This is a genomic window from Mesorhizobium sp., from assembly GCF_004963255.1.
Classification (GTDB): Bacteria; Pseudomonadota; Alphaproteobacteria; order Rhizobiales; family Rhizobiaceae; genus Mesorhizobium.
This window is the reverse complement of record NZ_SUGA01000002.1, coordinates 346,464-367,031: the sequence shown is the minus strand read 5'-3', so window position 1 is coordinate 367,031 and position 20,568 is coordinate 346,464. Positions and strand designations below refer to the sequence as shown.

The following is a 20,568-nucleotide window of genomic DNA, read 5'->3' as shown; positions in this document are numbered from 1 at the left end:
GCTCAGGCCTTTTCCGCGTGGATATAGTCGACCGCCTGGCGCAGTGCCTTCTGATCCTTCGAACGCATCTGGTAGGCGTAATTGCCCATGGCGCGGCTGAAAACCTCTTCGATGGCCTGGTGATGAACGATCTTGTCGCCATGGGCGGCTAGCACGTCCGCATGGCTGTGCAAATATTCGATGTGGCGTTTGCGGCTGGCATAGGCGGTGAAATACTTGCCCTTGTAGGGACCACCCGCGGCATCCTTGACCACCATGTCGGCCCAGGCGGCATAGACGTCGATATCGAAGGTGTAGTTGATGGCGTCGGTCATCCAGGCGCCGGGCGGGCGCATGTTGACCTCGAGCGCGATGACGCGCTTGTCCTTGGTCTCGAACAGCTCGATGTGGAAGAAGCGCTCGCGCACGTCGAACGCTTTGAGGATCTTGCGCCCCGCCTCCTCAACCGCCGGCGTGATTTCGGGGAAGCAGGTGTAGCTCATGTGGCGGTCCTTGTTGACCGCGTCCATGATGCTCTGGTCGTAGCGGTGGCTGGCCGCCAGCACAACCTCGCCGTCGCGGTTGACCAGCCCGTCGAACGTCACCACCAGCCCCTCGATGAACTGCTCCATGACGAAGGTGACGCCCTCCGGCTTGTCCCTGAAGAACTGGTCGAGCTCCCCGGCATTGGAGATCTTGAAGGTGTTGGAGGCGCCAGAGCCGGAATCCGGCTTGACCACCACCGGATAGCCGACACGGCGGATGAAAGTCATGGCGCCGGCACGGTCGGAGCATTTGCGCTGCGGGATGATCTCGACGCCGCTCTTGCGGAAGAAGGCGCGCATGCGGCTTTTCCGCTTCAGATTCTTCACGAAGTCGAGCTTGGTGCCGTAGATGTTGAAGTCGGTTCGAATATTGGCTTCGAGCTCCAGCCAATGCTCGTTGAGCGACTCGAAGCGGTCGATGCGGCCCCATTTGTGGATGAAGTGCCCCATCGCCCGGAACACCGCGTCGTAATCTTCCATGTCGGCGACGCGGTAATATTCCGAAAGCGCGGCCTTCAGCTTGCCGTTCAGGGTCTCGTAAGGCGCGTCACCAATGCCGAGCACGGTCGCGCCGGCCTTCTTCAGGCGGTCGCAGAAATCGGCGCCGTTGGCCGGGAAATGCGGCGAGAAGAACACGAAATTCATGGGCGACCCCTCCCCGGAGCTTCGCTTGGCAGCCAAGCCTTCGGAACCAAGTCTGGCCCATTTACAAGGCGCGGGGAAGACATCTCCGCCTGCGACGAGGCCAGGCTCGGCGCATTCGCCCTGCGCACGCTTGCCTCCGGCGGGCCGCTCCTGTAAGAGAGCCGCCATGACCACGCGCGTCCGCCCCGTCGCTTCTTCTCGCCCCGGCTTTGCCGGCGAGACCGCGCGCGCGCTCGCTTCCACCCTGCTTCTTCTCGGCCTTATCGGCGATCGCCGGGTTCGCTGAAGGAGCGCCCGGCGGTCGATACCCGCCGCCTCAGGCGCATGCTCCTTGGCAAAGTCATAATCAAGCGAATGAAATTCTGGTAGAGGCGACGCTCGCAATCAATACGCCCAAGGCGAACATGCGAGCCGCCCGGAGACGAGACGATGAACGCACGAGAAGAAATCCGCGCCGGCGAGGCTGAAGCCGGAACGCGCGCGGCCGGCCACATGCCGGATGCAGCCCGCAAGTACCAGTCTTATCCCACCGTCGGCCTGACCGATCGCACCTGGCCGAACAAGGTGATCGACAAGGCGCCGATCTGGTGCTCGGTCGACCTGCGCGACGGCAACCAGGCGCTGATCGACCCGATGGGTCATGAGCGCAAGGCGCGCATGTTCGCGCTGCTGCTCGACATGGGCTTCAAGGAAATCGAGATCGGCTTCCCCTCGGCCTCGCAGACCGATTTCGACTTTGCCCGCTGGTGCATCGAGGAAGGCGGCGTGCCGTGCGATGTATCGCTCCAGGTGCTGGTACAATGCCGGCCAGAACTGATCACGCGGACCTTCGAGGCGCTCAAGGGCGCGCACCGCCCGATCGTGCATTTCTACAATTCGACCAGCGAATTGCAGCGCCGCGTCGTCTTCGAAAAGGATGTCGCCGGCATCAAGCGCATCGCCACCGACGCAGCCAGGATGATCACCGACATGGCGGCCAAGGCCGGCGGCGGCTACCGCTTCGAATATTCGCCGGAAAGCTTCACCGGCACCGAGCTCGACGTCGCGCTGGAGATCTGCAACGCCGTCACCGAGATCGTGAAGCCGACGGCCGACAACAAGCTGATCATCAACCTGCCCTCGACGGTCGAGATGTCGACGCCCAACGTCTATGCCGACCGCATCGAGTGGATGTGCCGCAACCTCGACAACCGCGAGAACCTGATCATCTCGCTGCATCCGCATAACGACCGCGGCACCGGCGTCGCCACAACCGAGCTCGGCCTGATGGCCGGGGCCGACCGCGTCGAAGGCACGCTGTTCGGCAATGGCGAGCGCACCGGCAATGTCGACATCGTGACGCTGGCGCTCAACATGTTCACCCAGGGCGTCGATCCGGAACTCGACTGCTCCGACATCAACCGGATGAAGGATGTCTATGAATATTCGAACCAGCTGAAGATCCCGGAGCGCCATCCTTATGTCGGCGAACTGGTCTACACGGCCTTCTCGGGCTCGCATCAGGACGCCATCAACAAGGGCATGAAGGCGCTGAAGAAGGCCAACACTCCGATCTGGGAAGTGCCTTATCTGCCGATCGATCCGGCCGATGTCGGCCGCACCTATGAGGCGATCATCCGCATCAACTCGCAGTCCGGCAAGGGCGGCATCGCCTATGTGCTGCAGGCGGATTACGGCCTCAATCTGCCGCGCAATCTGCAGATCGAGTTCAGCCAGGCGATCCAGGCGATCACCGATGCGGAAGGCAAGGAAGTGCCGGCCAAGCGCATCCATGAACGCTTCCTCGAAACCTATATCGACCAGCCCGGCGCGCGGCTGAAGTTCCTCGACCACCGCACCTTCCCCGACACCGAGGTGAAGGGCCGGCGTATCGTGGAGGCGGATATAATCGACAATGGCAAGGAAGTGACGATCACCGGCTCGGGCACTGGCCCGATCGACGGCTTCGTCGATGCGCTCTCGCGCCATGTCGGCGTCGACATGTCGGTGCTCGACTATTCCGAGCATTCCTTGCAGCGCGGCTCCAACGCGTCGGCCATCTCCTATGTCGAGATGGAATATCCGGGCGGCAAGCTGTTCGGCGCCGGCATCAACACGAACATCGTCGCCGCCTCGCTGGAGGCCGTCGTTTCGGCCGCCAACCGCATCATCGGTGGGAAGGCCGGCTGACCAGTCAGGCTCCCGAACACGGCGCGTCCGCAAGGCGCGCCGTGTTGCAAGCAGACGCAACTTCCTTGTCGTTCGTTAACCGGCGGGGGAATTTCCGGTGGCTTACGCGATCACATAACAGAAGCATCCTTGTGCGCCGGCGCGAGCGCTATATTATCGCGCCCTAACCTGTGCCGAGTTCGGAAGGATCGACACTTGGAGCATGCCCCGCCTGCCGCCCCCGCAGTGCGCGAGACATTGGAGCGACTGCTTGCCAGCGAGACGTTCGGACGATCCGAGCGTGCCCGCAGGCTTTTACGCTATCTCGTCGAACGCGAGCAGGCTGGCGAGGCGGACAGGCTGAAGGGCGTTTCCATCGCCATGGACGTCTTCGGCAAGGACGGCGATTTCGACGCCTCCACCGACGCCGTGGTCAGGGTTCAGGCCGGTCGCCTACGCGAGCTCCTGGATCAGTACTTCGCCAATGAAGGCATCGCCGAACCGGTGCGTATCGCGATCCCGCGCGGCGGCTATGTCCCCTCCTATGAGCTGAACGCAATCCGCCTGCCCGGCGACGCAAGGGCCGCCACCGGAAACATCGCGCGCCAACCCCAGGCATCGGCCGAAGCCGCTCCGGCGGCCGACTATCTCGACAGCCCGACACCGGACGAACCCGTGCCGCTCATGGCGCCGGCCGCGCCTGCACAATCACTGACGCGGCAACTGCGATTCTTCTGGGCTGCCATGGTTCTGGTCATTGCCATGCTCGGCGTGCTCATCTTTCGCCAGGGCGATGCCTTCCTCGGCGGCGACACGGCGGCAACGACCGAAACAGCGGGCATCGCCGGAACCGCCGCCCAGCCGGTATTCGACTCCTTGCCGCTGATCTACATTGCCATGAACGCCGATGGAGCAGAGGCAACTCGCGTCGCATCGTCGTTGCGCGCCGGTCTTGCCGGTTTCGACACCATCGACTTCATCGGGCGCGCTCCGGATTCGACGCGCGATCAATCGGCCGACCCGATCAGTTTCGTCTTCGATATTGTTCCCGGCCCCGCCGCCGGCGACGTCACGGTCGAGCTGCAGAGCGTCGCGACCGGTCGAGTTCTGCTGTCGCGCAACCTGACATCGGCCGAAACCGCGCCTGGCGTGGTTGAAAGCAACGTCGCCAGCGTGCTCACCTCGGCCGTCCCCGCCTCCGGCGCGATCTACAGCTACATCGACCAGAGCGACATCAGGACCAGCCAGATCGGGTGCCTGGTGCTCGACGACCGCTACTTTCTCGACATGAACGCCCAAGCGCACGAGGTTGCGTATCGCTGCCTGGAGAAGCTTGCCGCCGAAGGCACCAAATCGTCGCTCGTCTATGCCGAACTGGCCGCGCTTCATGGGGAGGCCGTCACCGCCCACTATCCCTATCCGCCCGATGCGACGCTCGAAAAGGCCATGTCGCTTGCGCACCGCGCCGTCCAGATGGGGCCTATGAACCCGCACGCGCATCGCGCCCTCGGCTATCTCAACTCGCGCCTCGGCAACGCGGACGAAGCGATCCGCTTGACGCGCAAGGCCTATGAACTCAACCCATATGATCTCGGTATGGCCGCCGCCTATGGCTACGGGCTGATCTTCGCCGGCAAGTATGATGAGGGAACGCCGATCCTGGGCCACGCGGTCGAGGCCTTCAGCGGCCATCCGACCTGGTGGGATTATGGCCTGTTCGTCGGCGCCTTCATGCAGGGCGATATGAAGAAGGCCGCCATCGCCAGCGAGTCGCTGCGCACGACGGCATCCAAGTCGCATTATCTGGCCGCGCGCCTGATCGGCGCCAAGATTTCGGGCCGCGACAAGCTGGCGGGCGAGCTTGCCAACGAGCTCACCGCCGAATTCCCGAAATTCGCCGCCGACCCGCGCGCGACATTCGTCGACCGCAAATATCCCGCGGATCTCACCGATCGGCTGGTGCAATCCTTGCGTGCCGCCGGGATCGGCAATCCGAGCTAGAGCAATTTCAGGAAAAGTGTGAAGCGGTTTACGTCTGAAAATTGCGTCAAAACAAAGAGATAGGGCATTTCCGCCGTTTCCGTGAAACGGTGAAATGCCCTCGAGAATTTCCGGGAAAAGCGTGGGCGGGTGGGTTCGGCGGCCACGCCGTAGCCTTCGTGTCGGAATCGCATCAAGACTAGGATATAGGCACACCTTCCGCTCGTGTTTGGGCCACCTGACCGCCGCAGGCCGGAAGTATCACGCTGTGATCCGATACCTATTAGGACGCGCTTGCGCGTCGAGCGCCTGGCGGACCGCTTCGGTCGCGAAAATTTTACTGGCCACGGGTCTAGATCGGGAGCAATTCAGCCACAATTTCTGATTGCTGCCTGTCTTGCTCACCGCTCCTTTTTTCATGCTTCCACTCCCTTATGCCGTCGAGGCCGGCGCTGGTCCGAAGACGATCGTCTTTCTGCACGGCTTCGGCGCTTGCCGTGACATCTGGCGTGACGTCATGGCACCGCTGGCGGCGGAGGCGAGAGTGTTGGCCTACGATCTGCCGGGCCATGGTCATTCCTTGCAATGCGAAGGCATGGGCGGGGCCAAGCCGGCCGCGAGAGCCATCCTCGCCGATCTTGCCGCCCGCCAGCTGACCAAGGTCCATCTCGTCGGTCATTCCATGGGCGGCGCGATCGCGACATTGATGGCGCTAGCCGATCCTGGCAGGGTCGCTTCGCTCACGCTGTTGGCGCCCGGCGGCTTCGGCCCGGAGATCAACGCAGCCCTGCTGCGCCGCTATGCGGCGGCTTCCGGCAGGAAGCAGATCCGCGCCAGCCTTGCGGCCATGTCGGCCCCGTGCAGCTTGCCGCCCGACCACGTGGTGGATTCGCTCTGCCTCATGCGTGAAAAGCCCGGCCAGTTGCAGACCTTGATCGATATGGCGGCCGCGATGACCAAGGATGAGCGGCAAGGTGTTATCCCTCGAGCGCAGCTCGATGCGCTCGACATGCCGGTGATGGTTGTTTGGGGAGCGGAGGACCCGCTCCTGCCTGTCGGGCAGGCCGAGGCTCTGCCGTCGCATTTCCATCTGCACCATGTCCTTGACGCGGGTCACATGCTGGTCGAGGAGGCTCCAGACCTGGTTGCCGAGATCGTGCGTCGCAACACGCGACGGCGGGCCAGGCGACAACGACCGGTGTACGGGGCGGCGGCAAGCTGACCGCCGCTATCATTCAGTGCATTTTGCCGGCGATTGTGTTAACTCGCTGTTAACCAACAGCGAGACAGCCGCCATGAAGGATGCAGGCGACATAATCACCCCGATCGAGCCATCGCGAAAGCTTTCGGATGCCATACGCGACGTCAAAAACGCCTTCGCCGACCGCGATGACGTGGTTGTCGACATGCGCGAGGCGCACCGGATGCGGCTCGATCTGCTGGCGGCCGAGCTTGCCCCCGTCTTTGCCGATGTCCCAGCCGACATGGACAGCTTCGACTTCGCCGTCTCGTCGGGCCTGCAGCCGCGGCTATGGATCGATGCGGTGAGCCACGTCGCCATGGGACGCGACCGCCGAACCTACCGCTTCCTCAAGGACACGCGCGTCGGCCGCGTGGTGCTGGCTGAATCGACCGAGATGAAAGCCGTCGCCGACGCTGTCACGCGCTACGTGGCCGAACGTGTCGTCGAGCGGCAGCGCATGATGGAGGGCGGCATGGAAAGCGCCGCTCCCGGCCTGCATCGTCACGTGGTCCAGGAAGCGGAGCCGCCCATCCGATCCGGCCGCAACGGCTGGACGACCTTCTTCGCCGGCCTTGGCCTGATCGCCGCCGGCGCCCTTGTCGGCCTGGCGGTTTCGCTGGCCTTATTCTGGGACCGCATCATGCAGATGAAGATCAGCTTCTGACGAGCTGGCGCCCGTCTGCCGGAACGTCGAGGTCCATGGTCTGGAGGTCGGACGGCGGCATGGCCGGTCCGGTCAGCCCGCGCCGGGTCAGGCGCAGGCGCCAGTTGCCCCTTTCACCACCGATTTCGAACATGTTGTACTGCGCTGCCGGATGTTTGCCACCCGGCGCCTGGCCGGCGGCGGCGACGCCTACCACCGGCACCTTGGCGCCGCGTGCGCCGATGGCGAACAAGGACGGCAGGTGCGAGTGGCCGTGCAGGACGAGTTCCGCGCCATGTCGGCGGACGACCTTGTGGAACCGGGCAATGCCGAACAGACGCTTGTGCTGCGGGACCGCGCCGCGCACCGGCGGGTGGTGGATCATGATGATCCGGAAGAGTCCGTGTTTCGCCGTGTCATCAAGGACCTTGCCGAGCCGTTCGGCCTGCCCTTCCATGAAGAAGCCGTTGGCCATGAAGGGTGCGGTGGCGCGCGCCGTGGTGACGCCGATCAGCGCGACATTGCCGCGCACGCGCAGATACGGAAAGGAATTGCGGTCGACCGGACTGTTGACGCCGTCGCCCGTCATCCAGGGGGCCCACGCCCGGCAGACCTTGTCGAAGGCGCCCGGCACATAGGCGTCATGGTTGCCGGGAACCACGGAAACGTCGTGCGGCGATCCGAGCGTCTCCAGCCAGTGCTTGGCCATCTCGATCTCGCCGTCGAGCGCCAGGTTGACGAGATCTCCGGTGACGGCGAGATGGTCCGGCGCGTTCGCCGTGATGTCGGCGACGATTGTGTCGATGACGGCATCATGCATATGGCGGCGTCGGTTGCGCTGCCAGTTGACATAGCCCAGCACGCGCTTGGACGCGAGGTCGCGATAGGTTACATCGGGCAGCGGCCCCAGATGAGCATCGGAAATATGCGCGAGCCTGAACATGACCCCTTCTTAAGCGACGCCGGCGAGGCTTTCCACTCACCCTTTGCTGTTCGCCCAAGCAGGTCTCGCAAAGGCGTCCCACGGTTTTGCGGCCAGGACCTGCGAAAAAACGAAGAAGGCCAAGCAGATGTTCGTGGGGCAACCCACAAAATATCTGCTTGGGGATCGGTGGATGAACGACCGGGCAGACATTGAGGAGGCTTTCCGCCAGACCGGCTGGCCGGGGCTGCGGGCCAGATTCTTCCATTTTTACTTTCTGTTGCGCCGCCCGATGACGCTCGGCGTGCGCGGCTTGGTTTACGAACGTACCACCAACGCCGTCTTCCTGATCCGCCACACCTATGTTCCCGGCTGGCAGTTGCCCGGCGGCGGCGTCGAGTCCGGCGAGACGCTCGAGGAAGCGTTGACGCGGGAGCTGGCCGAGGAAGGCAACATCGCACTGCTCGCGCCGCCGGTGCTGAGGTCGATGCATTTCAACCGCCGCTCCAGCAAGCGCGACCATGTCGGCCTTTATCTGATCGAAGCTTTCAGCCAGACCGCGCCGAAACTGCCCGACCATGAGATCGCCGAGGCCGGCTTCTTCCCGCTCGACCGCTTGCCGGAGGGCACGACCCCGGCGACGCTCCGAAGGATGGCCGAGATATTTGGCGGGGAGCGCATCTCACCCTACTGGTAATCACGCCGCTTTCCTGAACCTGCCCCGGTCATGCGCGGCCGCATAATCGAGCTCCGGTCCCACCGGGACAACTCCCGTCGGATTGATCGACCTGTGGCTGCCGTAATAGTGCGACTTGATGTGGTGAAGGTTGACCGTGCCCGACACGCCGGGCACCTGATAGAGATCGCGCAGATAATTCGACAGGTTCGGGTAGTCGGCGATGCGGCGCAGGTTGCATTTGAAGTGGCCGACATAGACCGGATCGAAACGAACCAGCGTCGTGAACAGCCGCCAATCGGCCTCGGTGATGTGTTCGCCGGCCAGATAGCGCTGCTTCGAAAGCCGCCCCTCGATCGTATCGAGAGCTGAGAACAATTCGCCGAAAGCTTCCTCATAGGCTTCCTGCGTGGTGGCGAAGCCGGCGCGATAAACGCCGTTGTTGATTGCCGGGTAGATTTGCGCATTGATCCTGTCGATCTCCGCGCGCAGCGCCGCAGGATAGAAGTCGAGACCCGCATCGCCCCATTCGTCGAAGGCGGTGTTGAGCATCCGGATGATTTCGGAGGACTCGTTGTTGACGATCGTCTGTTCCTGCTTGTCCCACAGCACCGGCACCGTCACACGGCCTGAATAGGCCGGATCTGCCCTGGTGTAGATCTGGTGCAGGAAATCGAGGCCGTAGAGCGTGTCTCCGGTGGCGCCGTCCTCGGCTTTGAAGGTCCATCCGTTTTCGCCCATGAAGTGGTGCACCACCGATACCGAGATGATGCCGTCGAGCTTCTTCAGGGCACGGAAGATCAAGGTGCGATGTGCCCAAGGGCAGGCGAGCGAGACATAGAGGTGATAACGGCCGGGTTCCGCCTTGAAGCCCCGCCTGCGGCCCTGCGCTGGACTGCCATCACGCGTGATCCAGTCGCGCCATTGCGACTCTCTGCGAATGAACCGTCCGCCGCTGTCGGTCTCGAACGGCCGGTCCTGCCATTTGCCTTCGATCAGCAATCCCATGCGGAAATCTCCCTGCGCTTCGCAACAATCTAGGCCGATAGCCGGGTTGGCGAAGCCCTTCGGCGCTGAACAGTTCGTCAAATGACGAACCAGTTCGTCAAATGACACAAAGAAAGACAAAAAGCGCCGATTGCAGCGGCACAAAATTGGTGCTAGCGGAGGCGCCCATGTTCGACTTTGCCTCGATCCGGTTCGACCGACGACGAAAGGGCGCCCGCGCTTAACAAGCGCTGACTGGCGAACGCTGCCGCTTGCAGCAAACCTTCCTCGCATACCGGAACGCAAAGACCATGAGCCTTGCCGACGTGAAATACCTGCCGGAAACCCCGGCCCATGATGCTGAAATCGAAGCCATCAACGACGAGGCCTTCGGCCCGGGCCGCTTCGTGCTTGCCGCCTACAAGATCCGCGAGTCGGGCGGGCATGACCGCTCGATGTCCTATGTCGCCGTCAAGGACGACGCGGTCATCGCGTCGGTGCGCATGACGCGCGTGGCCGCGGGCGCCAGTCGCGCCATGATGCTCGGCCCGCTTGCGGTGCGCCCCGCCTTCAAGAACCTTGGCATCGGCCGCAAGCTGGTCGCGATCGCGCTGGAAGCAGCCAGGAAGGCCGGCGCGCCTGCCGTCATCCTGGTTGGCGACGAGCCATATTATGGACCGCTCGGCTTCAAGCGCTTCCCGCGCGGGCAGATCACCATGCCGCGCCCGGTCGATCTCGACCGGCTGCTGCATCACGAGATCAAGCCGGGCGCCGTCGCCCGCTTTGCCGGCGAAGTCTGCCACGCCAACACGGCGAGGGTCGCGGAATTTGCCCCAGCCTTGGCGCGGTCGGCCGGCAATGCGCAGCTATCGATCGAGCCGGCCATTGCGGTTGCGCCTCCCCTGCGCGCCTCGTAGCATAATCCGGAATCCTGGGGGGCTTGCATGAACCCGAACGGCCAGATCGCGATCGTCACCGGCGGAGGATCCGGGCTGGGAGAGGCGACGGCGCGCGCGCTTGCCGACAAGGGCGCCCGCGTCGCCATCCTCGATGTCGGCATCGAGCGCGCGGCGAAGGTCGCGGCCGACATCGGCGGCATAGCCGTCCAATGCGATGTCTCTGGCGGCGACAGCGCCACGACCGCGATCGCCGAAGTGGCTGCAAGGCTCGGTGAACCGCGCATCCTGGTCAATTGCGCCGGCATCGCCATCGGTGTGAAGACGATCGGCAAGGACGGACCGCATCCGCTCGACCAGTACCGCAAGGTTATCGAGATCAACCTGATCGGCACGTTCAACATGATCCGCCTCGTTGCCGATCGGGCGGCGAAGCTCGATCCGCTTGCCGGGGGCGAGCGTGGCGTCATCGTCAACACCGCCTCCGTTGCCGCCTATGACGGCCAGATCGGGCAAGCCGCCTATTCCGCTTCCAAGGGCGGCGTCGTCGGCATGACGCTGCCGGTCGCGCGCGATCTGGCGCGCTCCGGCATTCGCGTCTGCACCATCGCGCCCGGCATCTTCAAGACGCCGATGATGGCCGGCATGCCGCAGGACGTGCAGGATTCGCTCGGCGCCGCCGTGCCCTTCCCGCCGCGGCTCGGCGAGCCGGCGGAATATGCCGCCCTTGCCCTCCATATCATCGAGAACCAGATGCTGAACGGCGAGACTATCCGCCTCGACGGCGCAATCCGCATGGCGCCGAAATAGCGGGATGACCGGATCGCCGACAGGTGCCGGTGTTTCCACCGAAAGGACAGGCCCGCTTGCCGGCCTGAAAGTCATCGAGATGGCCGGGCTCGGCCCGGTGCCGCTTGCCGCCCTGATGCTGGCCGAGATGGGCGCCGAGGTGCTGCGCATCGAACGCGCCGACGCCGGCCAGCCGCTTCTGAACCTGCCGGAAGAATACGACCTCGACCGCCACGGCCGTTCCATCCTCAAGCTCGACCTCAAGCGTCCGGCGGGCGCGGAGCTGTTGCTTCGGCTCGCGGCATGGGCCGACTTGCTTGTCGAAGGGTTTCGTCCTGGTGTGATGGAGCGTCTCGGCCTAGGGCCCGATATCCTGCTCCAACACAATCCGGCGCTGATCTATGGCCGCCTGACCGGGTTCGGCCAGGACGGGCCGCTGTCCGGGCGAGCCGGGCACGACATCACCTATCTCGCCTATGCGGGCCTGCTGCACGCGATCGGCAGGAAGGACACGCCGCCGGTGCCGCCGCTCAATCTCGTCGCGGATCAAGGCGGCGGCGCGATGATGCTGATTGCCGGCGCGCTCGCCGCCCTTTTCCAGCGTTCGCTGACCGGAAAGGGTCACGTGGTCGACGCCTCGATGATCGAGGGGGCCTCAATGCTCGCCGCACCCATCCACGCTTACATGGCGGCCGGTCTGTGGAGCGACCGGCGCGGCGAGAACCTGATCGATTCCGGCGCGCCGTTTTACGACACCTATGAGACGGCGGACGCGAGGCACATTGCCGTTGGCTGCCTTGAACCGCGTTTCTTCGGCGAATTCGCCAGGCTGCTGCCGCTCGCCGGGCATTTTGTCGGCAGCCAATACGACAGATCGTCGTGGCCTGCGATGCGCGCCGCCATTGCCGAGCGGGTCAGGGAGAAAACGCGCGACGAGTGGGCCGAGCTTTTCGCCACGTCCGATGCCTGTGTCGCGCCCGTGCTGTCGCTGATCGAAGCCAGGAACCACCCGCACAATCGCGCCAGGCAAAGCTTTGTGACGTCTGGCGGGTTCGAACGCCCGGCGCCGGCGCCGCGTTTCTCGCAGGCCGCGGCAGCACCGGCCGCCGCCGATCGCGAGAGCGCAAGCATATTGGCCCGTCTTGGCTTGAGCCAGGAGGAAATCGCCGCCCTTGCAAAGGCGGGTGTACTCGGCCGATAACCGGAGAATAGAAATCAACTTATCTCGGGTGGGCTTGTGACCGAACGGAAAAAAGATGTCATTCGCGAGACCGACGCCGAAGCGATCAGGCTGGCGAAAACCCTGATCCGGTCGGCGCGTTTCGGCGCGCTCGCGGTTATCGAGCCCGGCACCGGCTCGCCGCTGGCGAGCCGGGTCGGCGTCGCCACCGACATCGACGGCGCGCCGCTGATCCTGGTCTCGATGCTGTCCGCGCACACCGGTGCGCTTGTCGCCGATCCGCGCTGCTCGCTGCTGCTTGGCGAACCCGGCAAGGGCGATCCGCTGGCGCATCCGCGCATCAGCCTGGCCTGCCGGGCCGTGCGGCTGGAGCGGGGATCGGCCGACCAGATCCGAGCCGAACGCCGCTACCTCAATCGCAATCCGAAGGCCAAGCTTTATGCCGGGCTCGGCGATTTCTCGTTCTTCCGGCTCGAGCCTGGCCGCGCCAGCCTGAATGGCGGCTTCGGCAAGGCCTATCTTCTCGAGCGCGATGATTTCATCACCGGCAGCGCCCTTGCGGAAGAACTGGCAGGCAGCGAGCAGGCAGCACTCGATCACATGAATGCCGACCATCGCGACGCGATTGCCCTTTATGCCCGTCACTTCGGCGGCGCCGCGGGCGACGGCTGGATGGCTACCGGCTTCGATGCCGACGGCATGGATCTCGCCGCCCCGGACGCAACCTGCAGGATCTTCTTTCCCCAGCCTTTGCAAGCCGCGCGCGAATTGCGTTCGGTGCTCGTCGAGATGGCGAAGACGGGACGCGCGGCAGAGCAAGAGCGATAGTTGATCGCGCGCCAGCGAAAGCAACGCTTGAGATTTAAACGAAATGATCTACCTTTGTTGTGGCGCTGATTCAGCGCCTATCGACATCTGAACATTGTGGAATCAGGCGCCATTGCCCCCTGGCGCCAGGATGAGCCAGGACCCTTGGGGGATCTATGATCTCAAACAAACTAATGGCCAATGCGGAATCGGCCGCCGCCTTTCTCACTCTCATGGGTAACGAAAAGCGTTTGCTGATCGTGGCCCATCTGATCGACGATGAAATGTCGGTCGGCACCATCGCCGAAAAGGTGCAACTCAGCCAGTCCGCGCTGTCGCAGCATCTCGCCAAGCTGAGGGCGCTCGATCTCGTCGAGACCCGGCGCGACCGCCAGATGATCTACTATTCCTGCAAATCCGAAGCGGTGCGCGAATTGCTACGTATGCTGGAAGGCATTTTCGGCGACGGCGATCTTTCGCAGATGGCCTATCGGTTGCGTCGCGCCGGGGCTTGACCCGCGGCGCCAGTGGCTCATTACCTCGCTGACCATCCTCGGCGAGGCCTGTATGAACATCATCCCTATCGACGATCCTGGAGACCCGCGCGTCGCCGCCTATCTCCACATTCGCGAGCGCGACCTCGTCGGTAGGCAGGGCCGCTTCGTCGCCGAAGGCAAGGTGGTGCTGGACCTATTGCTGTCGACAGGGCGCTTCACTGCCGAGTCGGCTCTTATCCTCGAAAACCGGCTGGCGGGCCTGCAGGCGATCCTGCGCAAGGCGCCTTCGGATTTCCCGGTCTATGTCGCGGCCGGCGAGGTCATGGACCGGATCGCCGGCTTCCACATGCATCGCGGCGTCCTCGCGATCGGCATGCGCGGCGATCCGGCGCCAGCCGAGCTTCTGGTGCAAGACTTGCCTCGGCAAGCCTTGGCCGTCGTCCTGGTCGGCATCTCCAATCACGACAATATGGGGGCGATCTTCCGCAATGCCGCGGCCTTCGGCGCGGACGCGGTGCTGCTCGACCGGACCTGCTGCGATCCACTTTATCGCAAGGCGATCCGCGTTTCCGTCGGCGCAGCGCTGAAGGTTCCCTTCGCGTCCTTCGACGATACCGCAGCCTTCACCGCGACGCTCGACCGGCTTGGCTTCAGCCAGTTCGCGCTCTCGCCGCGCGGATCAACCGACATCCGCGATGCGGAGCGGCCAGCGCGCCTAGCGCTCTATCTCGGCACCGAAGGCGAAGGCCTGCCACAAGAGCTGCTTGCCAGACTGCACACGGTAAGGATCGCCATGGCGGAAGACTTCGACAGCCTGAACGTCGCGGCAGCTTCGGCCGTCGCCTTGCATCACTTTTCAAACCGGTAGCAGTCCGCGGGACGACCCGGGGGCGCCCCGCGATCGTCTCCTCAGCTGGACGAGCCGGCCTTCTGCAAAGCCCTCACGCGGTCGGCAAGGCTGATGCCGTGCCCATTCTGCTGCCCGTCACTCGCCAGGGCCTTGGCGATAGGGGAATCCGGCCCTTCGAGCTTCATCGTCAGATTGACGACCTCGGCCGCCAGCTCGTTCATCTGTTCGCGAAGGCCGGCGCCGGAGCGTGCGTCGCCCGCCAATTCCGGCATTGCCGTCCCCGAGACGGCGAGATCGGTTTTCAGCCGCTTGTTCTCACGCGCCAGCGCCGTCAGCCTTGCCTCCAGCCGTTCCCGGTCGGCCTCGAGCTTGGCGATCGCCTTGTCGACATCGTCGCTTTTCGCATCCGGGCCGGCAGTCAGCCGCGCGACGCCGTTTGCCACGGCGGTCTCCTTCGAACGTTCTCGCATTCGAGCAAGGTCCTTCTCGCGCCGGTCGAGCTTCTCCTCACGGTCGGCGAGCGTGGCGAGCAGCCGCTCCACCTTCTTCTCGAGCTCGGCCGTTTTCTTCTTCTCGACCTTCAACGCTTCGCGCGCAGCCTTGCTTTCCGAGGCGATTTCCTGGCTGTGGCGGTCCGCCTCCTTGCGCTGGCCCTTGAGCAACGCGATGTCGCTGGCGAGCTTTTCCAGCTCAGACTCGCGCGCAACCAGCTCGATCTGGCGGTTCGACGAGGAGAAACTGGCGTCATCATACATCTGCTCCAGCTTCTGCAGCTCCAGCGCGCGCTTCTCCAACGCCCGCTCGGCCTGCGCATGCTTTTCCGAGAGGCGGTGCAAATCCTCCTCGCGTTGCCTGAGCTCCGCATTTTTTGCCTGCAGATCGGAGAGCGCCTGGTTCTTGTCCTTCTTTTCAACCGCGAGCCCCTTCAGGGCCTCGTGCCCGCGAGCGATCTCCACCAGTTGCTCGGCTACCTTCTCCTGCAGGTTCTTGACGGTTATCTCCAGCCGGCGCGTCGTCATTGCATATTCCGCCCGGACCCGGTCCTTATCCGCCTGGATCTCGGCTTGTGTCAGCGGCAGCGACGCCTCAAGGCGTCTGCGCGTCAGCGCGACAGCCCGCCGCCAGACCGCCGGCGCGATCAGCGACACCAGGAAAACGGCGCATAGGAAACCGAGCGCGAAGAAAAGAACCGACTGGACCAAGGCGAGCTATCCACTTAACGGAGCGGCAATCGCTGGATTGTGCCACCTTGGCATGGCGGAAATTCAACGCCGCGGCAAGAGCTTGCCGCGGCGTGATCAGCACGGTCCGAGCGATTGTAACGGGCAGAATCCGATCAGAACGGGTTCCAGGTCGGCCTTTCGGTGAGCTTCAGATAGCCGAGATTGACGCCGAGGCGGGCGCCGACGCCGGTGCGGATCGGCACCAGCAGCACGCGGTTGCTCTGCAGCACGTTGAAGCCGACGCCGGCAATGACATAGGCGGACCCGGCCACGCCTCCGAAGCGGTTGTAGAGGCTGCTGATGTCGTCGAGGTTGTAGACCAGCATCATCACCCGAGAGCCCTCGCCGCCGAAGTCCCAGCCGAGCGACGGCCCTTGCCAGAATACCTTATGGTCGCCGGCGTTCTTGGTGTAGAGCGTCCCCTCGCCATAGGTCAGGCCGCCGATGAGGGCGCCGGACCCCTCCTCGCCCAGCAGGTAGCCGTTCGGCAGGCCGTAGGACGCGAATATCTTCTCGACGACTGTGGCCAAGCCACCGGATGTCTCGCCGAAGAATTTGTGACCGGAATCGATGATTTCCTGAGCTGTGTACTGTTGAGCCCGCGATGCCGCGGTCGAAAGGACCAAAGCCCCCAGGAGTGTGATGGTCATGGTAAGGACACGGACGAATGTCCGGTCGTAGTATCGGGAAAACATGCTTCCAATCTCCGTCAGGGAGCACTTTCGCCGACGCCTCGCACCCTTGCGGCTCTTGGCGGCCGTTCAGGGTGGCTATCACGGGCAAACTATGCCGTAATCCTTTTTCAACCATTAAGCTCCCACACGAAGATGGCGGTTCGAAGGCTGAGCTTTGGCCCCGACCACCGCTTTTCCTCCTGTGAACGCACCATTTTCAGGCTCGGCAATTTGGATTTGTTGCTGCGCGCTCAGGCGCTGTGTATTCAGAAAGCCTTGGAAAGGCGCGTGATTCGTGTAGGCGGGCGCGAAAACGGTCGCTCGGCCATGAACAAGTGACTTGAAGCAGGGATTTCACCGATGGCCGAGCTCTTCACTCTTTCCGCGCCCGATCTCGCGGCGCTGCTTTGCAGCCGCGTCTGCCACGACATCATTTCGCCGGTCGGCGCAATCAACAACGGCCTGGAACTGCTCGACGAAGGCGGCGCCGACGAAGACGCCATGAAGCTCATTCGCCAGAGCGCCAAAAACGCCTCGGCGCGGCTGCAGTTTGCTCGCATCGCCTTCGGCGCCGCGGGTTCCGCCGGCATGATGATCGACACCGGTGATGCCGAGGCCGTGGCCATCGCCTTCTTGAAGAACGAAAAACCGGAACTTGTATGGAACGGCTCGCGCGCGCTGCTGCCCAAGAACAAGGTCAAGCTGCTGCTCAACCTCATTCTTGTCGCCCATGCGGCGATCCCGCGCGGCGGCAAGCTCGTGATCACGCTGGAAAACCTCGAAACCGAACCGCGCTTTTCGCTGTCGGCCAGTGGACCGATGCTGCGCGTGCCGCCGAAATTCCTCGAACTGCATTCCGGGCATAAGCCCGAGGAGCCGATCGACGCCCACTCGGTCCAGCCTTACTACACGCTGCTCCTGGCGCGCGAGGCCAACATGACGATCTCGATCCACGCGACCCCCGAAGAGATCGTGCTGACGGCTGCCTAAAGCATGTCTCCCGAAAGTGGGAACCGGTTTCGGAATAGACATGCGTAAAATTGAAGACCTAACGCGCATGGAGCGAATCCGAAGGATCGCGACGCGCTTTATTGCATGTCGCCCAGAAGTGTGCGCCGTTCTGGGACAACGACATGCATCAAACAAAGACCTGAACCGCGTCGCCTGAATCTGGTTCAGCGCGACGCGCGCTTTAAGAAAACTACAAGTATCTTTTATTGCTAATATTTGTATTGGCCGTGCAGATCGAGCAATGCCGGCCGCGATCCATGTAACAGCGTCGTGGCCAAAAACCGCGCGATGCCCCTGTTTGGAAAAACTTTACCTAACGGCTTCTCAGCTTCTTTACCAGATTGGCCTATGGTGCTCACCGGTTACCCGGAGGCTGCCGGTTCGGCAGATGGCAAAGAGGATCCGGACATGAAGCGCTGCCTTTTCGTCGATGATTCGAGCGTTATCAGGAAGGTCGCAAGACGTATTCTTGGCGGCTCGGACATCATTGTCGTCGAGGCGTCGACCGGGGTCGAGGCTACCGAAATCTGCGCCGACGACATGCCGGACGTCATTGTCATCGACGGCGGGCTGACCGACGTCCAGGCGGTGGACCTTATTCGCCGCATCCGCGCTATGGAAGCTCCCATCAAGCCCCAGATCCTGGTCTCCCTGGTCGAGGTCGATGTGGCCGCGATCATGCGCGCCAAGCGCGCCGGCGCTCAAGGCTATCTCCTGAAGCCCTTCAACCGCGCGCAGTTGCTCGAAAGCTTCCGCTTCCTGAAGATCGCCGCCTGATTCGCAGGGAGCGGTCCAACAAAAAACCCGGCCTCAGCCGGGTTTTTGTTTGAAACCGTTTGGATCGCTTACGCGCTGACGCGGATATCTTCCGGTTCGCGCAGCACATAGCCGCGGCCCCACACCGTCTCGATGTAGTTCTGGCCGCCGGACGCCGCGTCGAGCTTCTTGCGCAGCTTGCAGATGAAGACGTCGATGATCTTCAGCTCCGGCTCGTCCATGCCGCCGTAGAGATGGTTGAGGAACATTTCCTTGGTGAGCGTGGTACCCTTGCGCAGCGAGAGCAGCTCCAGCATCTGATATTCCTTGCCGGTCAGGTGCACGCGCTGACCGCCGACCTCGACCGTCTTGGCGTCGAGATTGACCACCAGGTCGCCCGTGGTGATGACCGACTGGGCGTGGCCCTTGGAGCGGCGCACGATGGCGTGGATGCGCGCCACCAGTTCGTCCTTGTGGAAGGGCTTGGTCATATAATCGTCGGCGCCGAAGCCCAGGCCGCGCACTTTGTCCTCGATACCGGCCATGCCGGACAGGATCAGGATCGGCGTCTTGACCTTGGAGAGGCGCAGCGTGCGCAGGACTTCGTATCCCGACATGTCGGGAAGATTGAGATCCAGAAGGATGATGTCGTAATCGTAGAGCTTGCCGAGGTCGACACCTTCTTCGCCGAGATCGGTCGTATAGACGTTGAAGCTCTCCGATTTCAGCATCAATTCGATGCTCTGTGCGGTTGCACTGTCATCTTCAATCAGCAGAACACGCATTTCATTCCCCTTTTCTGCTGCCGGGCCGTGTCACGACCCGTCCGGGACCCGGAGCAGTGATTGCCTGAACAGAAGGTGCCACCGACTGGTTAACAAATCCTAATTTCGTGTCATCCACGATACCAGATTTTTTAACCCCTTTCTACACCCACTTGAATCTAATAACGAATCACAGACGCAAACCGTTAATGCACCACATCAAAAAGTCAGCCTAAGTGACTCCAGAGACTCGCTGGCCCGGGCTTCCGCCGAGAGCCGGAATTTTTACCCGGCCTTAAGTCCTCGCCCGTATGATTAACAATGCCCGTAAACGAATGGTTACCGCCGGCGAAAATCTTTAGGGCTTTGTTTCCTATAGCCCAGGGAAAGACGGGGGAAACGGGCGGCGCTTGGGTCGTTCCGGGCGGATCGGACGGTATTGCAGGTGTGCGTTTGCGGAGTATCGAATCATGAAGTCACGTGAAAACCTCGTTCGGCTGAAGCAATTTCAGGTGAATGAGAAGCGGCGGCAGCTCTTGCAGCTGGACATGATGATCGCCGAGTTCGAACGCATGGCCGTCGAGCTGGAAGCGCAGATCATCGCCGAGGAGAAAAAAGCCGGCATCACCGACATCAACCATTTCGCCTATCCGACCTTCGCCAAAGCGGCCCGCCTTCGCCGCGACAACCTCAGGAATTCACAAAGCGACCTCGCCCAGCAGCGAAGCACTGCCGAATCATTACTCGGCGAAGCTGAAGCGGAGCTTTCCAAAGCGGAGATGCTGGAATCGCGCGACACCAAGATCCGCGACGCCGAAATCGGCGGCCGCAGCGCCATGATCGGCTGATCGCCGGCATATTGCAGTCATTGCGGCAGACATGTCGAGCCGGAGGCATACCGTCGGCAGCTTCAGCACCGCCAGCCGGTCGAATCGGCCCTCGCCGCCTGCTTCAGGACACGGCCATCTCGTCATGATCAGCCGATGCCCGGGCTCGGGCTTCCTTGATTTCCGGCGCATGCTCTTCGGCCCATGAGCGTATCTGGCTGAGCAGCCCCGCCAGGTTCTGGCCAAGCTCCGTGAGTTCATACTCCACGCGCGGCGGAATGACGGGAAACACCTCGCGCCGCACAAGACCGTCGCGCTCCAGCACGCGCAGCGTCTGGGTCAGCATCTTGGGCGTGATGCCTTCCATCTTGCGTGCCAGCTCGCCATTGCGCAGCCTGCCGCGCCGCAGCGCGCAGACGGTAAGATAGACCCACTTGCTGGCCAGCATCTCGAGCACGGTGTGCGACGGACAGGTGCGCCGGAACGCATCGTAGCCGAGCGGTGAAACGTCATCACTATCCATAGG

Annotated in this window: 21 protein-coding genes; 14 read left to right on the top strand and 7 right to left on the bottom strand. The window is 63.0% G+C overall.

Features of this window, described 5'->3' with window-relative positions; all coding sequences use genetic code 11:
* Positions 1 to 2: 2 nt before the first annotated feature.
* Positions 3 to 1,169 carry an ATP-grasp domain-containing protein gene (locus tag E5X34_RS04540; protein ID WP_292561554.1) on the bottom strand — a complete coding sequence of 389 codons (1,167 nt, stop codon included), beginning with the start codon at positions 1,167 to 1,169 and terminating at the stop codon, positions 3 to 5.
* A 429-nt stretch (positions 1,170 to 1,598) separates the two neighbouring features.
* On the opposite strand from E5X34_RS04540, the gene leuA reads away from it, so the two are divergent.
* The 4 genes from leuA to E5X34_RS04520 all read left to right on the top strand — a co-directional run bounded on the left by leuA (position 1,599) and on the right by E5X34_RS04520 (position 7,204).
* Positions 1,599 to 3,338: a 2-isopropylmalate synthase gene (gene leuA, locus E5X34_RS04535; protein ID WP_292561551.1), complete on the top strand. Its 1,740-nt coding sequence runs from the start codon at positions 1,599 to 1,601 to the stop codon at positions 3,336 to 3,338.
* Between the two features lie 195 nt (positions 3,339 to 3,533).
* Entirely contained in the window at positions 3,534 to 5,318 is a 1,785-nt protein-coding gene (locus E5X34_RS04530; protein ID WP_292561549.1) for a hypothetical protein, read from the top strand.
* Positions 5,319 to 5,715: 397 nt separating this feature from the next.
* On the top strand, positions 5,716 to 6,519 hold the full coding sequence (locus E5X34_RS04525) for an alpha/beta fold hydrolase (protein ID WP_292561546.1): 804 nt from the start codon (positions 5,716 to 5,718) through the stop codon (positions 6,517 to 6,519).
* 73 nt (positions 6,520 to 6,592) lie between these two features.
* Complete coding sequence (locus tag E5X34_RS04520; RefSeq protein ID WP_292561543.1) at positions 6,593 to 7,204, top strand: hypothetical protein; 612 nt, start codon at positions 6,593 to 6,595, stop codon at positions 7,202 to 7,204.
* On the opposite strand, the gene E5X34_RS04515 is transcribed toward E5X34_RS04520, so the two are convergent.
* On the bottom strand, positions 7,194 to 8,126 hold the full coding sequence (locus E5X34_RS04515) for a metallophosphoesterase (protein WP_292561540.1): 933 nt from the start codon (positions 8,124 to 8,126) through the stop codon (positions 7,194 to 7,196). The two genes, E5X34_RS04520 and E5X34_RS04515, sit on opposite strands and share 11 nt — an antisense overlap.
* Positions 8,127 to 8,298: 172 nt before the next feature.
* Between E5X34_RS04515 and E5X34_RS04510 the strand changes: the two genes are divergently transcribed.
* On the top strand, positions 8,299 to 8,802 hold the full coding sequence (locus E5X34_RS04510) for an NUDIX domain-containing protein (RefSeq protein WP_292561538.1): 504 nt from the start codon (positions 8,299 to 8,301) through the stop codon (positions 8,800 to 8,802).
* Here E5X34_RS04510 and E5X34_RS04505 read toward each other — a convergent pair whose 3' ends face one another.
* Positions 8,803 to 9,789 carry a glutathione S-transferase family protein gene (locus E5X34_RS04505; RefSeq protein ID WP_292561536.1) on the bottom strand — a complete coding sequence of 329 codons (987 nt, stop codon included), beginning with the start codon at positions 9,787 to 9,789 and terminating at the stop codon, positions 8,803 to 8,805. It abuts the gene before it with no gap.
* Positions 9,790 to 10,079: 290 nt separating this feature from the next.
* Here E5X34_RS04505 and E5X34_RS04500 point away from each other — a divergent pair, with 290 nt between their 5' ends.
* The 6 genes from E5X34_RS04500 (at position 10,080) to E5X34_RS04475 (ending at position 14,805) form a co-directional block, all read left to right on the top strand.
* A complete protein-coding gene (locus E5X34_RS04500) occupies positions 10,080 to 10,685 on the top strand; it encodes an N-acetyltransferase (RefSeq protein WP_292561534.1) in 606 nt (201 codons plus the stop codon).
* A 27-nt stretch (positions 10,686 to 10,712) separates the two neighbouring features.
* A complete protein-coding gene (locus tag E5X34_RS04495; protein ID WP_292561532.1) occupies positions 10,713 to 11,474 on the top strand; it encodes a 3-hydroxyacyl-CoA dehydrogenase in 762 nt (253 codons plus the stop codon).
* Between the two features lie 4 nt (positions 11,475 to 11,478).
* Complete coding sequence (locus E5X34_RS04490) at positions 11,479 to 12,654, top strand: CaiB/BaiF CoA-transferase family protein (protein WP_292561530.1); 1,176 nt, start codon at positions 11,479 to 11,481, stop codon at positions 12,652 to 12,654.
* A gap of 36 nt (positions 12,655 to 12,690) precedes the next feature.
* Entirely contained in the window at positions 12,691 to 13,461 is a 771-nt protein-coding gene (locus E5X34_RS04485) for a HugZ family protein (protein ID WP_127303252.1), read from the top strand.
* A 155-nt stretch (positions 13,462 to 13,616) separates the two neighbouring features.
* Complete coding sequence (locus E5X34_RS04480; protein ID WP_292561527.1) at positions 13,617 to 13,955, top strand: metalloregulator ArsR/SmtB family transcription factor; 339 nt, start codon at positions 13,617 to 13,619, stop codon at positions 13,953 to 13,955.
* Positions 13,956 to 14,007: 52 nt separating this feature from the next.
* Positions 14,008 to 14,805: an RNA methyltransferase gene (locus E5X34_RS04475; protein ID WP_292561524.1), complete on the top strand. Its 798-nt coding sequence runs from the start codon at positions 14,008 to 14,010 to the stop codon at positions 14,803 to 14,805.
* A gap of 41 nt (positions 14,806 to 14,846) precedes the next feature.
* Here the strand turns inward: E5X34_RS04475 and E5X34_RS04470 are convergent, their stop codons facing one another.
* Both E5X34_RS04470 and E5X34_RS04465 read right to left on the bottom strand, forming a co-directional pair.
* Positions 14,847 to 15,989: a hypothetical protein gene (locus tag E5X34_RS04470; RefSeq protein ID WP_292561522.1), complete on the bottom strand. Its 1,143-nt coding sequence runs from the start codon at positions 15,987 to 15,989 to the stop codon at positions 14,847 to 14,849.
* Positions 15,990 to 16,123: 134 nt separating this feature from the next.
* Positions 16,124 to 16,660, bottom strand: coding sequence for an EipA family protein (locus E5X34_RS04465; protein WP_245463440.1), 537 nt, complete (start codon positions 16,658 to 16,660; stop codon positions 16,124 to 16,126).
* A 384-nt stretch (positions 16,661 to 17,044) separates the two neighbouring features.
* Between E5X34_RS04465 and chpT the strand changes: the two genes are divergently transcribed.
* Together chpT and E5X34_RS04455 are read left to right on the top strand one after the other, a co-directional pair.
* The gene (chpT, locus tag E5X34_RS04460) at positions 17,045 to 17,674 is read left to right on the top strand and encodes a histidine phosphotransferase ChpT (protein WP_042640350.1); all 630 of its coding nucleotides are present in this window, start codon (positions 17,045 to 17,047) and stop codon (positions 17,672 to 17,674) included.
* 429 nt (positions 17,675 to 18,103) lie between these two features.
* Positions 18,104 to 18,472 carry a response regulator gene (locus E5X34_RS04455; RefSeq protein ID WP_292561651.1) on the top strand — a complete coding sequence of 123 codons (369 nt, stop codon included), beginning with the start codon at positions 18,104 to 18,106 and terminating at the stop codon, positions 18,470 to 18,472.
* Positions 18,473 to 18,540: 68 nt separating this feature from the next.
* On the opposite strand, the gene ctrA is transcribed toward E5X34_RS04455, so the two are convergent.
* The gene (ctrA, locus tag E5X34_RS04450; protein ID WP_006203583.1) at positions 18,541 to 19,236 is read right to left on the bottom strand and encodes a response regulator transcription factor CtrA; all 696 of its coding nucleotides are present in this window, start codon (positions 19,234 to 19,236) and stop codon (positions 18,541 to 18,543) included.
* A 449-nt stretch (positions 19,237 to 19,685) separates the two neighbouring features.
* Between ctrA and E5X34_RS04445 the strand changes: the two genes are divergently transcribed.
* Positions 19,686 to 20,063 (top strand): flagellar export protein FliJ, encoded by a 378-nt coding sequence (locus tag E5X34_RS04445; RefSeq protein ID WP_126064596.1) that lies wholly within the window; start codon positions 19,686 to 19,688, stop codon positions 20,061 to 20,063.
* A gap of 103 nt (positions 20,064 to 20,166) precedes the next feature.
* Here E5X34_RS04445 and E5X34_RS04440 read toward each other — a convergent pair whose 3' ends face one another.
* Positions 20,167 to 20,565, bottom strand: coding sequence for a helix-turn-helix domain-containing protein (locus E5X34_RS04440; RefSeq protein WP_292561520.1), 399 nt, complete (start codon positions 20,563 to 20,565; stop codon positions 20,167 to 20,169).
* Positions 20,566 to 20,568: the final 3 nt, after the last annotated feature.

Coding starts and splice junctions, on each gene's coding strand:
- E5X34_RS04490 (WP_292561530.1), top strand. CDS start 11,479: ATGACCGGATCGCCGACAGGTGCCGGTGTTTCCACCGAAAGGACAGGC.
- E5X34_RS04480 (WP_292561527.1), top strand. CDS start 13,617: ATGATCTCAAACAAACTAATGGCCAATGCGGAATCGGCCGCCGCCTTT.
- E5X34_RS04505 (WP_292561536.1), bottom strand. CDS start 9,789: ATGGGATTGCTGATCGAAGGCAAATGGCAGGACCGGCCGTTCGAGACC.
- E5X34_RS04495 (WP_292561532.1), top strand. CDS start 10,713: ATGAACCCGAACGGCCAGATCGCGATCGTCACCGGCGGAGGATCCGGG.
- E5X34_RS04510 (WP_292561538.1), top strand. CDS start 8,299: ATGAACGACCGGGCAGACATTGAGGAGGCTTTCCGCCAGACCGGCTGG.
- E5X34_RS04440 (WP_292561520.1), bottom strand. CDS start 20,565: ATGGATAGTGATGACGTTTCACCGCTCGGCTACGATGCGTTCCGGCGC.
- E5X34_RS04445 (WP_126064596.1), top strand. CDS start 19,686: ATGAAGTCACGTGAAAACCTCGTTCGGCTGAAGCAATTTCAGGTGAAT.
- E5X34_RS04475 (WP_292561524.1), top strand. CDS start 14,008: ATGAACATCATCCCTATCGACGATCCTGGAGACCCGCGCGTCGCCGCC.
- E5X34_RS04525 (WP_292561546.1), top strand. CDS start 5,716: ATGCTTCCACTCCCTTATGCCGTCGAGGCCGGCGCTGGTCCGAAGACG.
- E5X34_RS04520 (WP_292561543.1), top strand. CDS start 6,593: ATGAAGGATGCAGGCGACATAATCACCCCGATCGAGCCATCGCGAAAG.
- chpT (WP_042640350.1), top strand. CDS start 17,045: ATGGCCGAGCTCTTCACTCTTTCCGCGCCCGATCTCGCGGCGCTGCTT.
- ctrA (WP_006203583.1), bottom strand. CDS start 19,236: ATGCGTGTTCTGCTGATTGAAGATGACAGTGCAACCGCACAGAGCATC.
- E5X34_RS04540 (WP_292561554.1), bottom strand. CDS start 1,169: ATGAATTTCGTGTTCTTCTCGCCGCATTTCCCGGCCAACGGCGCCGAT.
- leuA (WP_292561551.1), top strand. CDS start 1,599: ATGAACGCACGAGAAGAAATCCGCGCCGGCGAGGCTGAAGCCGGAACG.
- E5X34_RS04500 (WP_292561534.1), top strand. CDS start 10,080: ATGAGCCTTGCCGACGTGAAATACCTGCCGGAAACCCCGGCCCATGAT.
- E5X34_RS04465 (WP_245463440.1), bottom strand. CDS start 16,660: ATGACCATCACACTCCTGGGGGCTTTGGTCCTTTCGACCGCGGCATCG.
- E5X34_RS04515 (WP_292561540.1), bottom strand. CDS start 8,126: ATGTTCAGGCTCGCGCATATTTCCGATGCTCATCTGGGGCCGCTGCCC.
- E5X34_RS04455 (WP_292561651.1), top strand. CDS start 18,104: ATGAAGCGCTGCCTTTTCGTCGATGATTCGAGCGTTATCAGGAAGGTC.